The 14,959-nt window shown below is 44.2% G+C and carries 18 protein-coding genes; 6 read left to right on the top strand and 12 right to left on the bottom strand.

Features of this window, described 5'->3' with window-relative positions:
• Nucleotides 1-168 precede the first annotated feature (168 nt).
• From L0M98_RS15065 to L0M98_RS15055, 3 genes are read left to right on the top strand one after another with little or no spacing between them, the layout of a single operon-like run.
• Nucleotides 169-1,224, top strand: coding sequence for a pyridoxal phosphate-dependent aminotransferase (locus L0M98_RS15065; protein ID WP_227216732.1), 1,056 nt, complete (start codon nt 169-171; stop codon nt 1,222-1,224).
• A 59-nt stretch (nt 1,225-1,283) separates the two neighbouring features.
• On the top strand, nt 1,284-2,018 hold the full coding sequence (locus tag L0M98_RS15060; RefSeq protein WP_227216733.1) for a phosphocholine cytidylyltransferase family protein: 735 nt from the start codon (nt 1,284-1,286) through the stop codon (nt 2,016-2,018).
• Nucleotides 2,018-3,070 carry a CDP-glycerol glycerophosphotransferase family protein gene (locus tag L0M98_RS15055; protein WP_227216734.1) on the top strand — a complete coding sequence of 351 codons (1,053 nt, stop codon included), beginning with the start codon at nt 2,018-2,020 and terminating at the stop codon, nt 3,068-3,070. Before L0M98_RS15060 ends, L0M98_RS15055 begins: the two co-directional genes overlap by 1 nt.
• A gap of 130 nt (nt 3,071-3,200) precedes the next feature.
• On the opposite strand, the gene L0M98_RS15050 is transcribed toward L0M98_RS15055, so the two are convergent.
• The 10 genes from L0M98_RS15050 to L0M98_RS15005 all read right to left on the bottom strand — a co-directional run bounded on the left by L0M98_RS15050 (nt 3,201) and on the right by L0M98_RS15005 (nt 10,611).
• The gene (locus L0M98_RS15050) at nt 3,201-3,962 is read right to left on the bottom strand and encodes a hypothetical protein (RefSeq protein WP_227216735.1); all 762 of its coding nucleotides are present in this window, start codon (nt 3,960-3,962) and stop codon (nt 3,201-3,203) included.
• The gene (locus tag L0M98_RS15045; RefSeq protein WP_227216736.1) at nt 3,962-4,450 is read right to left on the bottom strand and encodes a dihydrofolate reductase; all 489 of its coding nucleotides are present in this window, start codon (nt 4,448-4,450) and stop codon (nt 3,962-3,964) included. The genes L0M98_RS15050 and L0M98_RS15045 overlap by 1 nt, the downstream gene beginning before the upstream one ends.
• 94 nt (nt 4,451-4,544) lie before the next feature.
• Nucleotides 4,545-5,339 carry a thymidylate synthase gene (locus L0M98_RS15040; protein ID WP_186978186.1) on the bottom strand — a complete coding sequence of 265 codons (795 nt, stop codon included), beginning with the start codon at nt 5,337-5,339 and terminating at the stop codon, nt 4,545-4,547.
• A gap of 104 nt (nt 5,340-5,443) precedes the next feature.
• Nucleotides 5,444-6,091, bottom strand: a complete 648-nt coding sequence (locus tag L0M98_RS15035; RefSeq protein ID WP_227216737.1) for an O-methyltransferase — start codon at nt 6,089-6,091, stop codon at nt 5,444-5,446.
• A 9-nt stretch (nt 6,092-6,100) separates the two neighbouring features.
• Entirely contained in the window at nt 6,101-7,282 is a 1,182-nt protein-coding gene (locus L0M98_RS15030; protein ID WP_227216738.1) for a M16 family metallopeptidase, read from the bottom strand.
• Nucleotides 7,283-7,319: 37 nt separating this feature from the next.
• The gene (locus L0M98_RS15025; protein ID WP_186978192.1) at nt 7,320-8,360 is read right to left on the bottom strand and encodes a hypothetical protein; all 1,041 of its coding nucleotides are present in this window, start codon (nt 8,358-8,360) and stop codon (nt 7,320-7,322) included.
• 10 nt (nt 8,361-8,370) lie between these two features.
• On the bottom strand, nt 8,371-8,922 hold the full coding sequence (locus L0M98_RS15020; RefSeq protein WP_227216739.1) for a DUF4924 family protein: 552 nt from the start codon (nt 8,920-8,922) through the stop codon (nt 8,371-8,373).
• A 91-nt stretch (nt 8,923-9,013) separates the two neighbouring features.
• Nucleotides 9,014-9,385 (bottom strand): RNA-binding S4 domain-containing protein, encoded by a 372-nt coding sequence (locus L0M98_RS15015; RefSeq protein ID WP_227216740.1) that lies wholly within the window; start codon nt 9,383-9,385, stop codon nt 9,014-9,016.
• Between the two features lie 60 nt (nt 9,386-9,445).
• Complete coding sequence (gene pth, locus L0M98_RS15010; protein ID WP_227216741.1) at nt 9,446-10,021, bottom strand: aminoacyl-tRNA hydrolase; 576 nt, start codon at nt 10,019-10,021, stop codon at nt 9,446-9,448.
• 20 nt (nt 10,022-10,041) lie between these two features.
• Nucleotides 10,042-10,611, bottom strand: coding sequence for a 50S ribosomal protein L25/general stress protein Ctc (locus L0M98_RS15005; RefSeq protein ID WP_099294211.1), 570 nt, complete (start codon nt 10,609-10,611; stop codon nt 10,042-10,044).
• A gap of 436 nt (nt 10,612-11,047) precedes the next feature.
• Here L0M98_RS15005 and L0M98_RS15000 point away from each other — a divergent pair, with 436 nt between their 5' ends.
• Complete coding sequence (locus L0M98_RS15000) at nt 11,048-11,218, top strand: DUF362 domain-containing protein (RefSeq protein ID WP_099294215.1); 171 nt, start codon at nt 11,048-11,050, stop codon at nt 11,216-11,218.
• Nucleotides 11,219-11,482: 264 nt separating this feature from the next.
• Here the strand turns inward: L0M98_RS15000 and L0M98_RS14995 are convergent, their stop codons facing one another.
• Nucleotides 11,483-12,016 (bottom strand): 5-formyltetrahydrofolate cyclo-ligase, encoded by a 534-nt coding sequence (locus tag L0M98_RS14995; RefSeq protein WP_227216742.1) that lies wholly within the window; start codon nt 12,014-12,016, stop codon nt 11,483-11,485.
• Nucleotides 12,017-12,157: 141 nt separating this feature from the next.
• Between L0M98_RS14995 and L0M98_RS14990 the strand changes: the two genes are divergently transcribed.
• On the top strand, nt 12,158-13,738 hold the full coding sequence (locus tag L0M98_RS14990) for an NAD+ synthase (protein ID WP_227216743.1): 1,581 nt from the start codon (nt 12,158-12,160) through the stop codon (nt 13,736-13,738).
• A gap of 21 nt (nt 13,739-13,759) precedes the next feature.
• The gene (locus L0M98_RS14985) at nt 13,760-14,479 is read left to right on the top strand and encodes a Crp/Fnr family transcriptional regulator (RefSeq protein ID WP_099294221.1); all 720 of its coding nucleotides are present in this window, start codon (nt 13,760-13,762) and stop codon (nt 14,477-14,479) included.
• On the opposite strand, the gene L0M98_RS14980 is transcribed toward L0M98_RS14985, so the two are convergent.
• Nucleotides 14,453-14,914: a regulatory protein RecX gene (locus L0M98_RS14980; protein WP_099294223.1), complete on the bottom strand. Its 462-nt coding sequence runs from the start codon at nt 14,912-14,914 to the stop codon at nt 14,453-14,455. The two genes, L0M98_RS14985 and L0M98_RS14980, sit on opposite strands and share 27 nt — an antisense overlap.
• Nucleotides 14,915-14,959 lie beyond the last annotated feature (45 nt).

Raw genomic sequence — 14,959 nt, 5'->3', positions numbered from 1 at the left:
CATGATATTATGATAGTAACTGATTACTAGCACAAAAAAATAAAAATGGTTTGTAGGAGATACTCCAAAAATTAGTTACTTTTGGCTATCATTAAAGGATCGTTTATTGATATCTATTTATAAACAAACCGGACGAATAAAAAAGTCTAAGATATATTTATTGTATTGATGAAGAAAGAAATAACTTACCTCGACCGTAATGAATACAATTACGGACCGGCACCCGAAATCGGCGAAGTGCTGAAAAACTTTGATCCGAATAAATTATGCTTCTACACCCGCATTTACGACGAGGGTAAAAAAAGCATTCTATCCGATTACATCTCTGAATTGTACGGGATTCCGGAAAAACAAGTAATCCTAGGATACGGGGGTGAAGACATTCTGAAACAAGTGGTACACTGTTTCTTGGCTGGCGGTACGAAACAAAAAACGCTGCTTATTCCTAAATTCTCGTGGTGGTACTACAAATCCATCGCCGACGAAGTAAACGGAAGAACCATTTTTTACCCGTTGTTCGAGGAAGGCAACACTTTCAAGTACGATATTCAAAGTATTCGCGAATCGGTAGAAAAAGAAAAGCCGGAAATGGTGCTTATGGCATCCCCCAATAACCCGACGGGCAACTCTTTGACAAAGGAAGAATTACATGAGATACTTTCTTTCATTCCCCGTGAAACGGTGATCGTGATTGACGAAGCTTACGCTTCTTTCGCGAACAAGGATACCAGCTATATCAAACCGTTGATTGAAGAATTCCCGAATCTTTTGATAATCCGCACGCTATCCAAATTTTACGGACTGCCGGGTTTACGTCTTGGATTCGCTTTCATGGGCGCAGACTTATCCGTGTTCTTGAACTATAGTACGAAATATCTCGGCTACAACCGAATCACGGAAGAAATTGGAGTTGCCGTGTTCAAGGCAAGTGACTACTATCAACATATAGCAGACTTGATGGCAGAAGACCGGGAATTATACATGAAAGAATTAAGCGTGCTTGACGGCTTCAAAGTGTATAAATCAGAAGCCAACTTTATTCTTGTGAAATATCCTATTGCCATGAAAGCTAAACTTCAAGAAGCCTTAAAAGCAAAAGGATTGATTGTCAAATTCATGAACGAGGAAGACATCAATACCCATATGCGTATCACCTTGGGAACTCAAAAACAGAATCGCTTGGTCATAGATACGATCAAAGAAGTTATGCTAAATTCTAAATAATTCCATATACAGAACCACATGACAGACCGGTCATGTGGTTCTGTTTTTTAAAGAAACGTATGAAAGCTGTTATCCTCGCCGCGGGAATTGCTTCCCGATTACGCCCTCTCACGAACGACCGCCCGAAATGTTTGCTAAAAATCGGCAATCGCACCCTACTGCAAAGAGCTATTGACGGTCTGTTAGTCAACGGTATCGATGAAATTGTGATTATCACGGGCTATTTAAAAGAAATGATCGAAAATTTCGTGCAAACGACCTATCCGAATCTCCCCGTGAGATTCATTTACAATGAAGTCTATGCGTCAACCAACAATATATACTCGTTATGGTTGGCCAAACCGGAAGTTCTGCAAGAAAAAGAAATCATCCTGCTGGACAGTGATATTCTGTACGACCCGCGTATGATCAAAACTTTACAGGACGCCCCGTATAATGACTGTCTGGCATTAGACAGCCATAAACTGGGCGAGGAAGAAATCAAAGTCATCGTGAACGAGGAAAATCAAATCACGGAAATCAGCAAAACCTGTTCCATCGAGAAAGCTATCGGCGAATCTATCGGTATCGAAAAAATATCGAACGCTTATCTTTCAGCTCTCTACACGGAATTGGCACAAATGATCGTAAACGAGGGACTGGATAATGTATTCTACGAACTTGCTTTCGAACGCCTGATCACGCGAGGACACTATTTTTATCCCGTGGACACGAGTAACTATTTCTCCATGGAACTCGACACCGTGGAAGATTTTCAAGACGCTATCAATCGAATACCTAAACATCTACAGTAATGCGCATCGTATTATTCTGTGAGCAAAAATACGCCATCAATATTCTGCAACCTATTGAGGCAGAGGCAAACAAAGAAGGAGAACACTCCATTTTGTGGTTTGTTCAAGAAAAAAACATCCCCGAATTTCCGTTAAAGGACGAAGTAAAATGGACAAACAGCATCCAAGAGATTTATGATTTCTCCCCCGAAGCCATCTTTGTCCCCTGCAATATCGTGCCTTATTACCTGCCGGGAGTGAAAATACAAATATTCCACGGTTATGCGACCGAAAAGAAAGACCATTGGGTCATACGCCGCTATTTCGACACGTATTTTACCCAAGGTCCCTTATTCACGAAAGGCTTCACTGCTCTTGCCAAGAAATACAAGGATTTCGAAGTCGTGGAAACAGGCTGGCCTCGTCAAGATTGGATTTACGAAAATCTTCATACTTTCGATGCCGAGAAAAAAGCGTTGCTGGAAAAACACGGTAAAAACAAACTCGTGCTGTATGCCCCGACTTTTTCACCGTCACTGACCTCGCTGCCTTTCATCAAAGAAGGGTTAGTAAAATTGGCAAAAGAGAAAGACGTGCTATTAATCTTGAAATTCCACCCCTTGACAAAAGCCGAGTGGATGCAGGAGTACAAAGAGCTTGCCGCGCAACACGACAATATGCTTTGGGTAGAAGATCACAATATCACGAAATACCAGATCATGTCCGACGTGATGATCAGCGATACCTCTTCCACCGTTTACGAGTTTCTACTACTGGATAAACCGGTTATCACCTACAAGACCATAGCGAAAGACATCTATTGGCTAGACATACAAAACCCGGAAGAACTCCCCGAGGCTTTGGAAAAAGTATTACACGACGAAGAATATATCGCCAAACGCAAATGGATCATTGAAAATTACGATCCCTATCTCGACGGAAAAGTCGGACATCGGATGCTTGAAGCCGCACGGGATTATATCACTCGCCACGGGGTGCCAGCAAAACGGAAATTAAATCTTTGGCGAAAATACACGAGTATCAAGAAATTCGGGAAAATTAAGAGGGCATAAAACGCACTTTAGTCCATAAAGTCCGTAAAGTCTATAAAGTCAGAAGGTCAAAAATATACCCGGGAACAATCCAAATCATTTTTTTTCGACTTTAGGAACTGGAGGTTCGACCTTATGGACTTTACGGACCTTACAGACTAGAGGGTGCGTTAGAACGCACCTTATTTCTTTTCTCTTTCCGCTTACGCACCCGTTCATCATGAGCATGAGTCCATTCCTTGAGCAAACGAATCATCTCCTTGGAATCCGAATGAGTCAAACGGGCATATTCATCTGCGATAATCTCGATCATATCATCCGTAGCATTCAACCGATAGAAATTCTTTAGCCCCACGAATGGAGATATATGCATGAATTTCACCCGATTCAAATCAACCAAGCTAAATTCCACACCATTACTCGTGCGCTTTATTAACGTGTTGCCCGGGGAATGATCCACGAAATAGACTGATTGTGAATGAAAATAATGTGTAAATCGGGTAAACTCTCTCAATATAAATTCCAGATCAGCCGGACGTTTCTCCCGCAAATCCCGAAACAAATAATCATAGTCCACCTGCAAAGAAATATAATAACTCCGGGTAACCCCCCATGCGTTCCGTTTCACGATATACGCCACCGGTTCGGGCGTCCCGATACCTTTTTCCCGGAACAAATTGGCATATTCATAAGAACGTTGAGCCTTTCCTTTCCGGATATACGCGTAAGCAAATTGGTTGATTACATTCGGCACCTTGAATGATTTCACATTCACACGCACCCCTTCTACATCCAGTATTTTGATTACATTCCGGTTATCCTCGATCACCTCCCCCTCTACCTCGAATCGACGGGGAATATCAAGAATGGCTTTCTCCAGTGATTTGTATTTCGGGTTGATCCGGTAATCCATTACTTTATCCGCTCGTAATCAATAAAGGTGTAATCAAACTCGTTCTTCTCGTCCGACGCGTGAGCTTCCCGGAATACTTCTTTCCATTGATTCGGATCCACAGAAGGAATTAACGTATCCCCCTCGCACTCCTGATGCACGACAGTAAGATACAATCGATCCGCCTTACCCCACAATTCCTTGTAAATAGTACCTCCTCCGGTCACGAAAACCTCATCTTCCCCCTTTGTCAATTCCAAAGCCTCCTCCACACTCCGAACGACCTCACAACCTTCCGCTTTATAATCCGGGTTCCGTGAAATCACGATATTTCTCCGGTTAGGCAATGCCTTCCCCACGGACTCGTAAGTCTTGCGTCCCATCAAAATCGTGTGTCCCGTTGTCAACGCTTTAAAACGTTTCAAATCAGCCGACAACCTCCACACCAACCCATTATCCCTACCGATAACATTATTCTCTGCCGCAGCTACTATAATTGATAAAACCATTCTAATTTTACATTTTAAATTTACGATTTTCTCCCACTAACCCATTTTTAACCGTAAATGATTTCATTTTCAATTTTCCACTTTCAATTTTCAATTAAACAGATATCGCCCCCTTTATATGCGGATGCGGATCATAGCCTTGCAACTCGAAATCCTCGTATTGAAAGTCAAAGATACTTTTCACCTCCGGGTTGATTACCATACGGGGCAAACGACGAGGTTCACGCGATAATTGCAATTTTACCTGTTCAATATGATTCAAATAAATATGAGTATCACCCAACGTATGCACGAACTCACCGGGCTTCAAACCGCAAACCTGTGCGATCATCATGGTCAGCAGGGCATAAGAAGCGATATTAAAAGGTACCCCCAAAAATGTATCCGCACTCCGTTGATAGAGTTGACAGGAAAGCTTACCGTCCGCCACAAAAAATTGAAACAAGGCATGACAAGGCGGCAATGCCATGTTCTCGATATCTCCAGCATTCCATGCACTAACGATCAGCCGCCGCGAATCAGGCGTATTCTTTATTCCTTCCACGACTTGCGTGATCTGATCCAAGAAAGTTCCGTCAGCTTTAGGCCATGAACGCCATTGATAACCGTAGATATGTCCCAAATCTCCGTTCTCGTCAGCCCATTCATTCCAAATCTTCACGCCATGTTCTTGCAAATACTTCACGTTCGTGTCGCCTTGCAGGAACCACAGCAATTCGTATATAATAGATTTCAAGTGTAATTTCTTCGTGGTCAACAAGGGGAAACCCTCTTCCAAGTTGAAACGCATCTGGTGTCCGAACACGTTGATAGTCCCCGTACCCGTGCGGTCTTCTTTTACAGTCCCCTCTTTCAAAATTCTATCCAACAAATCTAAGTACTGCTTCATAATAATTGAAAATTGAAAATTGAAAATTGAAAATTGAAAATGCACATTCCAACTTTCAATCGGATGATTGAACAAAGATAGCTTTTAATTTTAGATTTTAGATTTCAGATTTCAGATTTTCTTATCACCATCAACCCATGCCGAATAGGAAGTAATAGATTTTCCACCCGGGGGTCAGCTTGTATCATATCGTTAAAATCCAGAATACCTTTCGTTTGGGCATCCGGTTTCACATTAGGATCGGCGACTTTACCATCCCACAACACGTCATCGGCAATGATTAACCCTCCCACCCGGACTTTATCAAATACCAGACGATAATATTCCGAGTATTCCCTTTTATCCGCGTCAATAAACACCAAATCAAAAGTTTCATTCAAACGGGGAATAATTTCGCAAGCATCTCCCACGTGAAAAACGACACGTTCCTGCAAGCCGCTTTTCTCGATAAACCCTCGCGTGAAATCCTCCAATTCGTCATTCACGTCAATCGTGTGCACCACGCCCCCTTCCGCCAAACCGTATGCCATAGAAATCGCCGCGTACCCCGTGTAAGTCCCAATCTCCAACACCCTTCGGGCAGCAAGCATCTTGCACATCATCTTCAAGAATTGCCCTTGCAGGTTTCCCGACAACATCCTCGGGCGCAACACTTGCAGATGAGTCGCACGGGACAACTCGGCCAACACGTCGCTCTCCGGTTCGCTGTGTGCCAAAATATATTGCTCCAATTCCGCATTCAGTTCCAACATACCGACCTCCTACTTATACAATAAAATCGATTGCTTTTCTATATCAAATACATCTTTCGCCACTTTCAACAACACCTCCGGGGTAATCTCATCCACTTGGGTATAAATATCTTCCAGACTGTCCACCTTATCGTAAATCAGGAAACTCTTCCCGATAGACAACATCAGATTCTCGTAATTCTCGGAAGAAATAGCCAACTGCCCAACCATTTGCGCCTTCGCGCGCTTCAATTGCACGGGTCCCAACTTCTCCTCGTACAAAGAGCGCATCTCCTTCTTGCACAAACTCAAGCACCATTCCGCATGCTCCGGGTCGCACCCGAAATAAATCATGGCAATCCCCGTGTCCGAATAAGGCGTGTAGGAAGCCTCGATATTATAGGCAAGCCCGTGACGTTCCCGTATATTCAAATTAAGACGAGTGTTCATTCCCGCCCCACCCAACAGATTAATCAGTAAAGACAATGCCAACCGGTTATCCTGCGTGTAATCATAAGCGATATTCCCGATAATACAATGACACTGGTGCGTATCCTTGTCCAGCTCCACGAACCGGGGTGTGTAAATTTCAGGCCTCACCCGCATCTGCAAGGAAGGACCGCTCTCGTAACCGGCAAAATACTTCTCCACCAGACGTACCAACTTGTCAAAGGCAATATCTCCCACCGAACTAATCACCATGCGATTCGGGAAATAATTCCGTCGCACGAAATCAAGTACCATTTCACGGGACATTTGTTCCACGGAAGCCTCGTCGCCCAAGATATTCCGCCCAATCGGGTAACCGGAATAAACCAGCTCCTCGAAATCATCGAAAATCAATTCCCCGGGATTATCCTTGTACGAGTTAATCTCCTCCAGCACAACATCTTTCTCCTTCTCTATCTCCTTCTCCGGGAAAACGGAATGAAACACGATATCCGCAAACAACTCCAATGCCCGCTCGTAATCTTTCGCCATAAACGTGGCATACACGCATGTATCCTCCTTGGTCGTGTACGCGTTCAACTCCCCCCCCACGTCTTCCAGACGACTCAATATATGATAGGCCTTTCGCTTCTCTGTTCCCTTGAAAATAACGTGCTCGATAAAATGAGCCATCCCGAACTCCCCCGCCTGTTCATCCCGGCTTCCCACGTTAATAATCAGCCCGCAATAGGCGGCTTTATTCGGAACATAATTATGGATCAAGCGCAATCCATTTGGAAATATATGTGTTTGATACATTTTACTGAATAAAAAGACTTCCCCCCGACATATTCAAATTCACTCTTCCCGAAAACTTCTTATCGCCGACAAAACCTGTTTCCAAAACAGCATTTTTATTCGTCGTCGGTTTGGTTTCCAAAACAACGCCTTGCGGTAACTCAACTTTCAAATTCTTATTCCTGTTGATTTCAAGCGCATACCCGCACCCCTCCATGAAAGTCAAACCCACCTTTGTTGAAGAACTCTTTACCTCTACCGAAGAGAATGAAAGATTGATATTCCTCACGTTCAATTCTCCCCAACGCGTATCCATCCATAGGCTACCGCCGATATCCTGCACCTCGTATTTCGTGTAAAAAGAATTCCCGCTCAAATTCTCGATCATCCCCAAGTAACAAGTACCCCCGGAAGTCTTCAGCGTGAGATTATTCGCTTCCATCAACTGCAACCCCGTGGAATTACAATCCAATTTCATATCCGTACCCTCACCAATCTTTACCTTACAGGATTTGAATTCACCATTAAACACGGCTACTTTCTCCACTTCAAATTCCCCCTTGGATTGCTTCACAGAAAACTCGCCACCCAACACCGTGTTTGCCTTAAAATTTCCCGACACGATCTCTACACTCAAATCTCCCGTGAAATCGCTCATAGAGATGCCGCCATCCGTACTTAATAAACGCACCTTCTTTCCTTTCGGAACTTTAATATGATAATCCACGCTAACCGTAACGCCGGAGAACGTCTGTTTCAAACTCATATCCTTTTTAAACACGGTTTCCACGTTCAATGCCGCTCCCCGTTCCTTGGCTGTTATTGCGATATACTCAAGTATTTCATCCACCTTGGCTTTATTCTTTGCCTCCACCCACACGCTCGCGGTAATAGCAAACTCCTCTCCTTCCTGACGTATATCGATATTCCCGTAACGATTGGACACGATCAATTCATTAAAGGAAGCCGCCGGAAAACTCTGTTTAAATTCCTTGGTTCCCTCTTCCGCCCGTGCGTTCAAGACAAACAAAACAGCTATCGTGATAAATAATATTCTCTTCATTCTATTGTGATTAATCAAACATCTTTTCTTCATTCTCTTCTATCGCCTTGTATTTCGCCGCCAGATAAGCAATCATCCGGCTAAACGATTCCATAGCCATGGCTGTCTGCGAATTTATCTCTTTTTTTTGTAAACGCAACATCAAATGTCCATAAAGAGCATGAAGTGCCAATTCCACATCGGACACCTCTTCCGGCAAATTCGTTTTCCGGCGGTAATCCAACAAATTGTTCGCGGTCATCATGAACAACTGCTTGTATTTCATATCTTGCGATTCATGCAACAGGTAGTAATGCAACTCCGTCAATTCATTCACCATATTTTTGACCACTTGTAGATGCCCTCCTTTTACCACCTCTTCCCTCTTCATCATCTCAATCAAGTTATCATACCACTCCCTAATCTCCTTCCGGGTGTCCTCATCTACTTGAAACTGGCTGACCACATTCCTGTCCACTTGCCGAATATCCATCTGCATCGCTCTCAGCATATCCTCCACCTGCCACATATACAAAATATATTCAGCCACATTACTCTTTCTTTTTTCCCGCGCAACTAACATACTAATTTGGGATTTATGATTTATGATTTATGATTTATGATTTATGATTCAAAGACATTAATCTTCAATCCAAAATCATAAATCTAAAATTTTAAAGTTCTTTAAGTTTATCAATCAACCTGCGGTCCCGTTTTGTCGGACGTCCCGTTCCTCTATCACGGGATTCAAATTGCATGTGAGTACCTCGCAGGATATCCAACCTTTCCTGTGGAGTGGTTTCTTCCACGAAATCGACCGCCAATTGTGCAGACATCCGTTTATCCGTTACTTGCTTCACCAGATATTCCCTTTCAATCGGGGGGACCCGCACCTTTACCGTGTCCCCGGCTTTCACTTCACGAGAAGCCTTCACGTGCGCATCCCCGATAGACACGTGTCCCTTTCCACAAGCCTCGGCAGCCAATGAACGGGTCTTGAAAATCCGGACTGCCCATAACCATTTATCTATTCTAACCTTCTCCACTGTCTATACCTTTAAATTACAATACTCAAGTTGTAAACTTACGATTTAAAATCATAAATCTTAAATCTCAAATCGTAAATTATTAAACAGACTCATCGTTTTATCCACCCCGATAAAAACAAAATTTTCAATCACCTCGCCACAATGTTTTAACATGGCGGGCAGGCGCTCTTCCTCTTCATCGCTCCATTCCCCCAACACGTAATCCACCTGTCTTCCCTTGGGAAAATTATCACCGATACCAAACCGCAAACGGGTATACGCCTGTGTTCCCAACAATTGGTTGATACTCTTCAACCCGTTATGCCCCCCGTCACTACCTTTACTTCTCAGGCGTATTGTCCCGAAAGGCAAAGCCAAATCATCGACAATGATAAAAAGATTCGATAAATCAATCTTCTCCTTCTGCATCCAGTAACTCACGGCTTTCCCGCTAAGGTTCATATACGTGTTCGGCTTCAACAGTACCAGAGTCCGCCCTTTCAACTTCATCGTGGCAACAGCCCCGTAACGCATATCTTCAAAAACAGCATTGGACGCCTTGGCAAAGGCGTCCAACACTCTAAATCCGATGTTATGTCGTGTATTCTGGTATTCGGGACCAATGTTCCCTAATCCCACAATAAGATATTTCATCTTTCTACTCTTTCAAACAATTATTGAGCGTTTTGTGCAGCCCTTGCAGCTCTTGTCAACTTCACTTGAGCCACAACCACACTCTTCGCATTCACGATATCGATACCTTCGATGTTAATATCCTGAACCTTGATAGATTTACCAACACCCAAAGAAGTCACGTCAAGCGTAATTTCATCCGGCATATCCTTCGGAAGAGCTTTCACCTTCAATTTACGGGTAATCAATACCAACTTACCTCCGGCTTGAACTCCGGCAGCGTGTCCCGTGGTCTTAACAGGTACTTCAATCACCACCGGTTTATCCTCAAACGTCTGGTAAAAATCAATATGTAACACTTTATCCGTCACCGGGTGAAATTGGATATCTCTCATCACGGCGTCATAGGTTTTACCCTCAAGAACGAGCTTTACCAAATACACGTTAGGAGTATAGAGAAGTTTCTTTAAATCCCGGTCTCTTACAGCGAAATGAACGTTAGCCTCACCACCGTAAAGAACACACGGAACTTTTTCTTCGTTTCTTACCGCTTTAGTAGCTTTCTTACCTAAATCGTTTCTTACTTCTCCTTTTAATTCAAATACTTGCATATCATTTAAATTGTTGTGCTACTCAAACACGGATTGTTGCCCCGGGGTTCTAAGCCATATCCGCGCTCCCATCACACGTTTTAAAATTTCCCCCGTACTTTAAATGCGCCGCAAAGGTATAAATTATTTCTCGAAACCACAAATCAGGGCGAACACGTTCGCCCGGTTTATAAAGTTGAGCTTTCAGCTCCTAAAGTTTATAAAGTTCATAAGGTTTATGGACCCTAGCGGGCGCTCTGTCCATGGCAGCAAAGCTGCCGGTAAACCTTGTCCGAAGGACGCCCGTTACTTTATAAACCTTATGAACTTTATAAACTATTCCATTTTACAATGGGTATAAATAAGGGCAAATAAATCTTATTAACCCCGAAAAATTTTTTTGTTTCAATTATAGGTTTTACTTTTGTGCCATTATTAACAACAAAATTTTTTAGAAATGGCTTACGTTATATCTGATGATTGTATTTCTTGTGGAGCATGTGAATCAGAATGCCCGGTAGGAGCAATCTCTATGGGTGATGACCACTACCAAATCAATGCTGATACTTGTATCTCATGCGGGGCTTGCGCTGGTGTTTGTCCTGTAGGAGCTCCGAAAGAAGCTTAATCATCATAAAAAAAGGAACATCAATGGCTGTGTCGGAATCGATGCAGCCATTTTTTTTATATCATAACCTAAACAGAACCCACAGTATTCCTAAGGTTTTACCACCTCTTGCCCCTTACCCCACCCTTGCATCCCTCTCGCACCATCGCCGCCCAAGGGTGATGCAACAATCACGCAAGAGGCCTGCAAGCCGGATAAGATAGTATAACCCTAGGAATACCAGAGGTTAATGGTAATAGAACACATAAATAGTGAAATATTCTTTTACCCGTGTACAACCAAGTCCATGCGCACGTCCAACGCATCGACAGGCACTTCCTCCACGAACTGGAAATCGAAACAAATGCCGACCTTCTTTGCCGCGCGGGTTTCTTTCAATATCTTGTCATAGTATCCTCGTCCCCGTCCCAAGCGGTTCCCTTGACGGTCAAAAGCGACACCCGGCACGACAATCATATCAATGGAATCGTAATCCGTGTACAATTCTCCCACGGGTTCCAGTATCCCGAAGGACTCTCCCGCTTTCAAAGACTCCATACCCTCGAACACCCGCAATTCAAGCACATCCCCTTTCACGCAAGGAAGCAAAATTCTTTTCTCGCCCGCCCATTTGACCACGTAATCATGAGTGAACACCTCGTCATCCATCGACCAATACGCCAAAAGGGTACGAGCCTCCTTGAAAAAAACATTTTGTTCCAGTTCATCCCAAATCGGACGGGACATCTCGACCTTCTGTTCCGGGGAATATTGATTTTTTAAAACCTTTATCTGCTTACGCAACTCTTTTTTATCCATTATCAACAAAGTTCATGAATAACTTATTTATTATCTTGTGCAAAATTCGTACTTTTGTGACAAATAACAAAGTGAGCTGCCAAAGAGTTATCATTTTAATTTATCAACCATCCCCGCAAGGGATATAACGTGCAGGATACAATGAAAATAGCAATACCTCAAATAAACTATCATATCGGCGACATCTCCAAAAACAGGGACCTTATCATTGCCGCCATACAAAAAGCAAAATCAAAAAAAGCAGACCTGGTCGTGTTTCCCGAACACGCGATATGCGGTGCATACCCGCAAGACCTGTTCGAGAAAGAATATTTCGTGAATGAATGTCGCATCAGTATCGAAAAAATTGCCGGACAATGTACAAATATCGCCGCTCTAGTGGGTTGCCCCAATCTTGATTTGGAAGACGGGGTACTTTACAACGCTATGTTCTTCATGTATGACCGTGAAGTACGGGGCGGAGTCAACAAAACCGTGCTAAGCGACTACGATATTTTCGACGAGAGCCGCTATTTTATCGCGGACGAATCGAATTCTCCCTTGCGGTACATGAATCAAAACATCCGTGTCCTTTTCGATGAATACGAATCAAACGTTATCGAAAAGCCCGACACGCTAATCATTCACGTGGGACCCACACCGTTCACCACGGAAAGTTACGCTTATCGCAAAGAAGTATTCTCTTCCATCGCCCGGGAGCACAAATGTCCCGTGATAGCGTTAAATCACACGGGAGCCAACAGCTCTATCATATTCGACGGGAACACTCTCGCGTTCAACAAGAAAGGCATGCTTGTAGCCAAAGGAGCCGCCTTTGACGAAGATTTCATACTCATCGACACCAACGCTTTGGAAAACCTAGCCCCGGTAAAAGAGGCTGCACAGGATTCTATCGCACTGATTCACGACGCTCTCGTGGCGGGCATCAAGGATTTCTTCCGGAAGAACGGGTTCAGCAAAGCCGTCTTAGGTCTTTCCGGCGGAATTGATTCCGCACTCGTTGCCGCATTAGCCGTCGAGGCACTCGGGAAAGAAAACGTGTTAGGCATACTGATGCCTTCCCGCTTCTCGACCGACCATTCCGTGAAGGATGCCGTCGATTTGGCAAGGAATCTGGGAATAGCACATGAAACTCTCGCGATAAAAGAGATATACGACACGTTCCTTTCCACCTTGCAACCCGTCTTTAAAGACGCACCGTTCAACGTGGCGGAAGAAAACCTGCAAGCCCGTATCCGGGGAACACTCGTGATGGCAATCTCCAATAAATTCGGGCATATTTTGCTCAACACCTCAAATAAAAGCGAGGCTGCTGTCGGCTACGGCACCCTATACGGGGACATGTGCGGTTCTCTTTCCGTGTTAGGCGACGTGTATAAAACCGACGTGTACAAACTGTCCCGGTATATCAACCGGGAACGGGAACTCATACCCGAAAACACCATCACGAAAGCCCCCTCGGCGGAACTCCGTCCCGAGCAAAAAGACCAAGACTCGCTCCCCGAGTACGATATTCTGGACGCAATTCTAAAGTTATACATCGAAGACAATCAATCCAAGCAAGATATCATCAAACAAGGATTCGCACCCGCGCTCGTGGAGAAGACTCTTACGCTGGTAAATCGCAACGAATACAAGCGGGCGCAGTGTCCCCCGATTCTCAAGGTAAGCAAGAAATCCTTCGGAAGCGGGCGTCGGATGCCACTCACCGCTAAATTGTAAACGACCGACAAAGAACAAGCCATGAGAACGATTAAAGACAAAGAACTACATAAAAAATATTGCAACATTTGCATTGACAGTCCCAACTCTCTTTTTGCCAATCTTGACGAAAGCAGCAAAAGTATCATTCGCCAGACCACCATCTGCAAAATGTACCGGAAAGGCGACCTGATATACGAGGAAGGCAATAAACCTTTCGGGTTACTTTGTCTTATCACCGGAAAAGCCAAGATTATGAAAAAAGGAATTGCCGGCAGGGAACAAATCGTTCGCATGGCAAAGCCCGTGGGTTTCATCGGCTATCGGGCTTTCTTCGCCGAGGAAAACCATATCGCCTCGGCTGAAGCCCTTGAAGATTCTATCGTCTGTATCATGAAAACCGAACTGGTATTCGGTATCGTGCGCAGCAACTCGGATGTTGCCATGAACGTTATCCGGGCACTTGCCACGGACTTGGGATTCTCCAACCGTCGCACGGTAACCCTCACCCAAAAGCACATCCGCGGACGTCTGGCAGAAGCTCTGCTCGTGCTGAAAGATACTTACGGGTTCGAGGATGACAACAGCACGTTGAAAATCTGCCTCTCGCGAGAAGATATCGCCAACTTGTCGAACATGACCACCTCCAATGCCATCCGCACGCTATCCAACTTTGCCTCGGAAGGTATCGTGGAACTCTCCGGCAAGCAAATCAAAATCACAAACTTGGACGCCCTAGAGAAAGTGAGCGAGATGGGATAAACACCGGCTCACCGTTTCGTACTCGAAGCCCCGGCTCAGGGCAAAACGAATGAGTTTAGCTTTTCGCTTATAAGGATCCTCGTCCTTTATACTCTTGTTCTTCTGACGCAACAACTCCATACAGGTGGCATCCGTATCTTCCTCCGGTAACGCGGCAAGCGCTTGCCCTATTACACTATCCGCAACTTGTTTCCGGCGCAGCATTTGCGCTATCTTCAATTTTCCCCAGCGATTAAAACGAAACTTATCCCGGGCATAGGCCTCGGCAAAACGGGCATCATCTAAAAATCGATTCTTCACCAGAAATGCCATAATCTCCGCGATATCTTTCTCCGGCAACTCCCAACGCCGCAATTTAGCCAACACGTCGGCACTGCAATATTCTTTCTTACTGCATTGCCCCGCCACTATATTTAAAGCCTTCTTCGCATCCACTTAATCAAATTTAAAATCTAAAATCAAGAAATCGTAAATCATTGA

The organism is Butyricimonas sp. DFI.6.44, from assembly GCF_022132345.1.
GTDB lineage: Bacteria > Bacteroidota > Bacteroidia > Bacteroidales > Marinifilaceae > Butyricimonas > Butyricimonas muris.
Note: the sequence above shows the minus strand (reverse complement) of the source record. Positions and strands in the feature narration are given on the sequence as shown.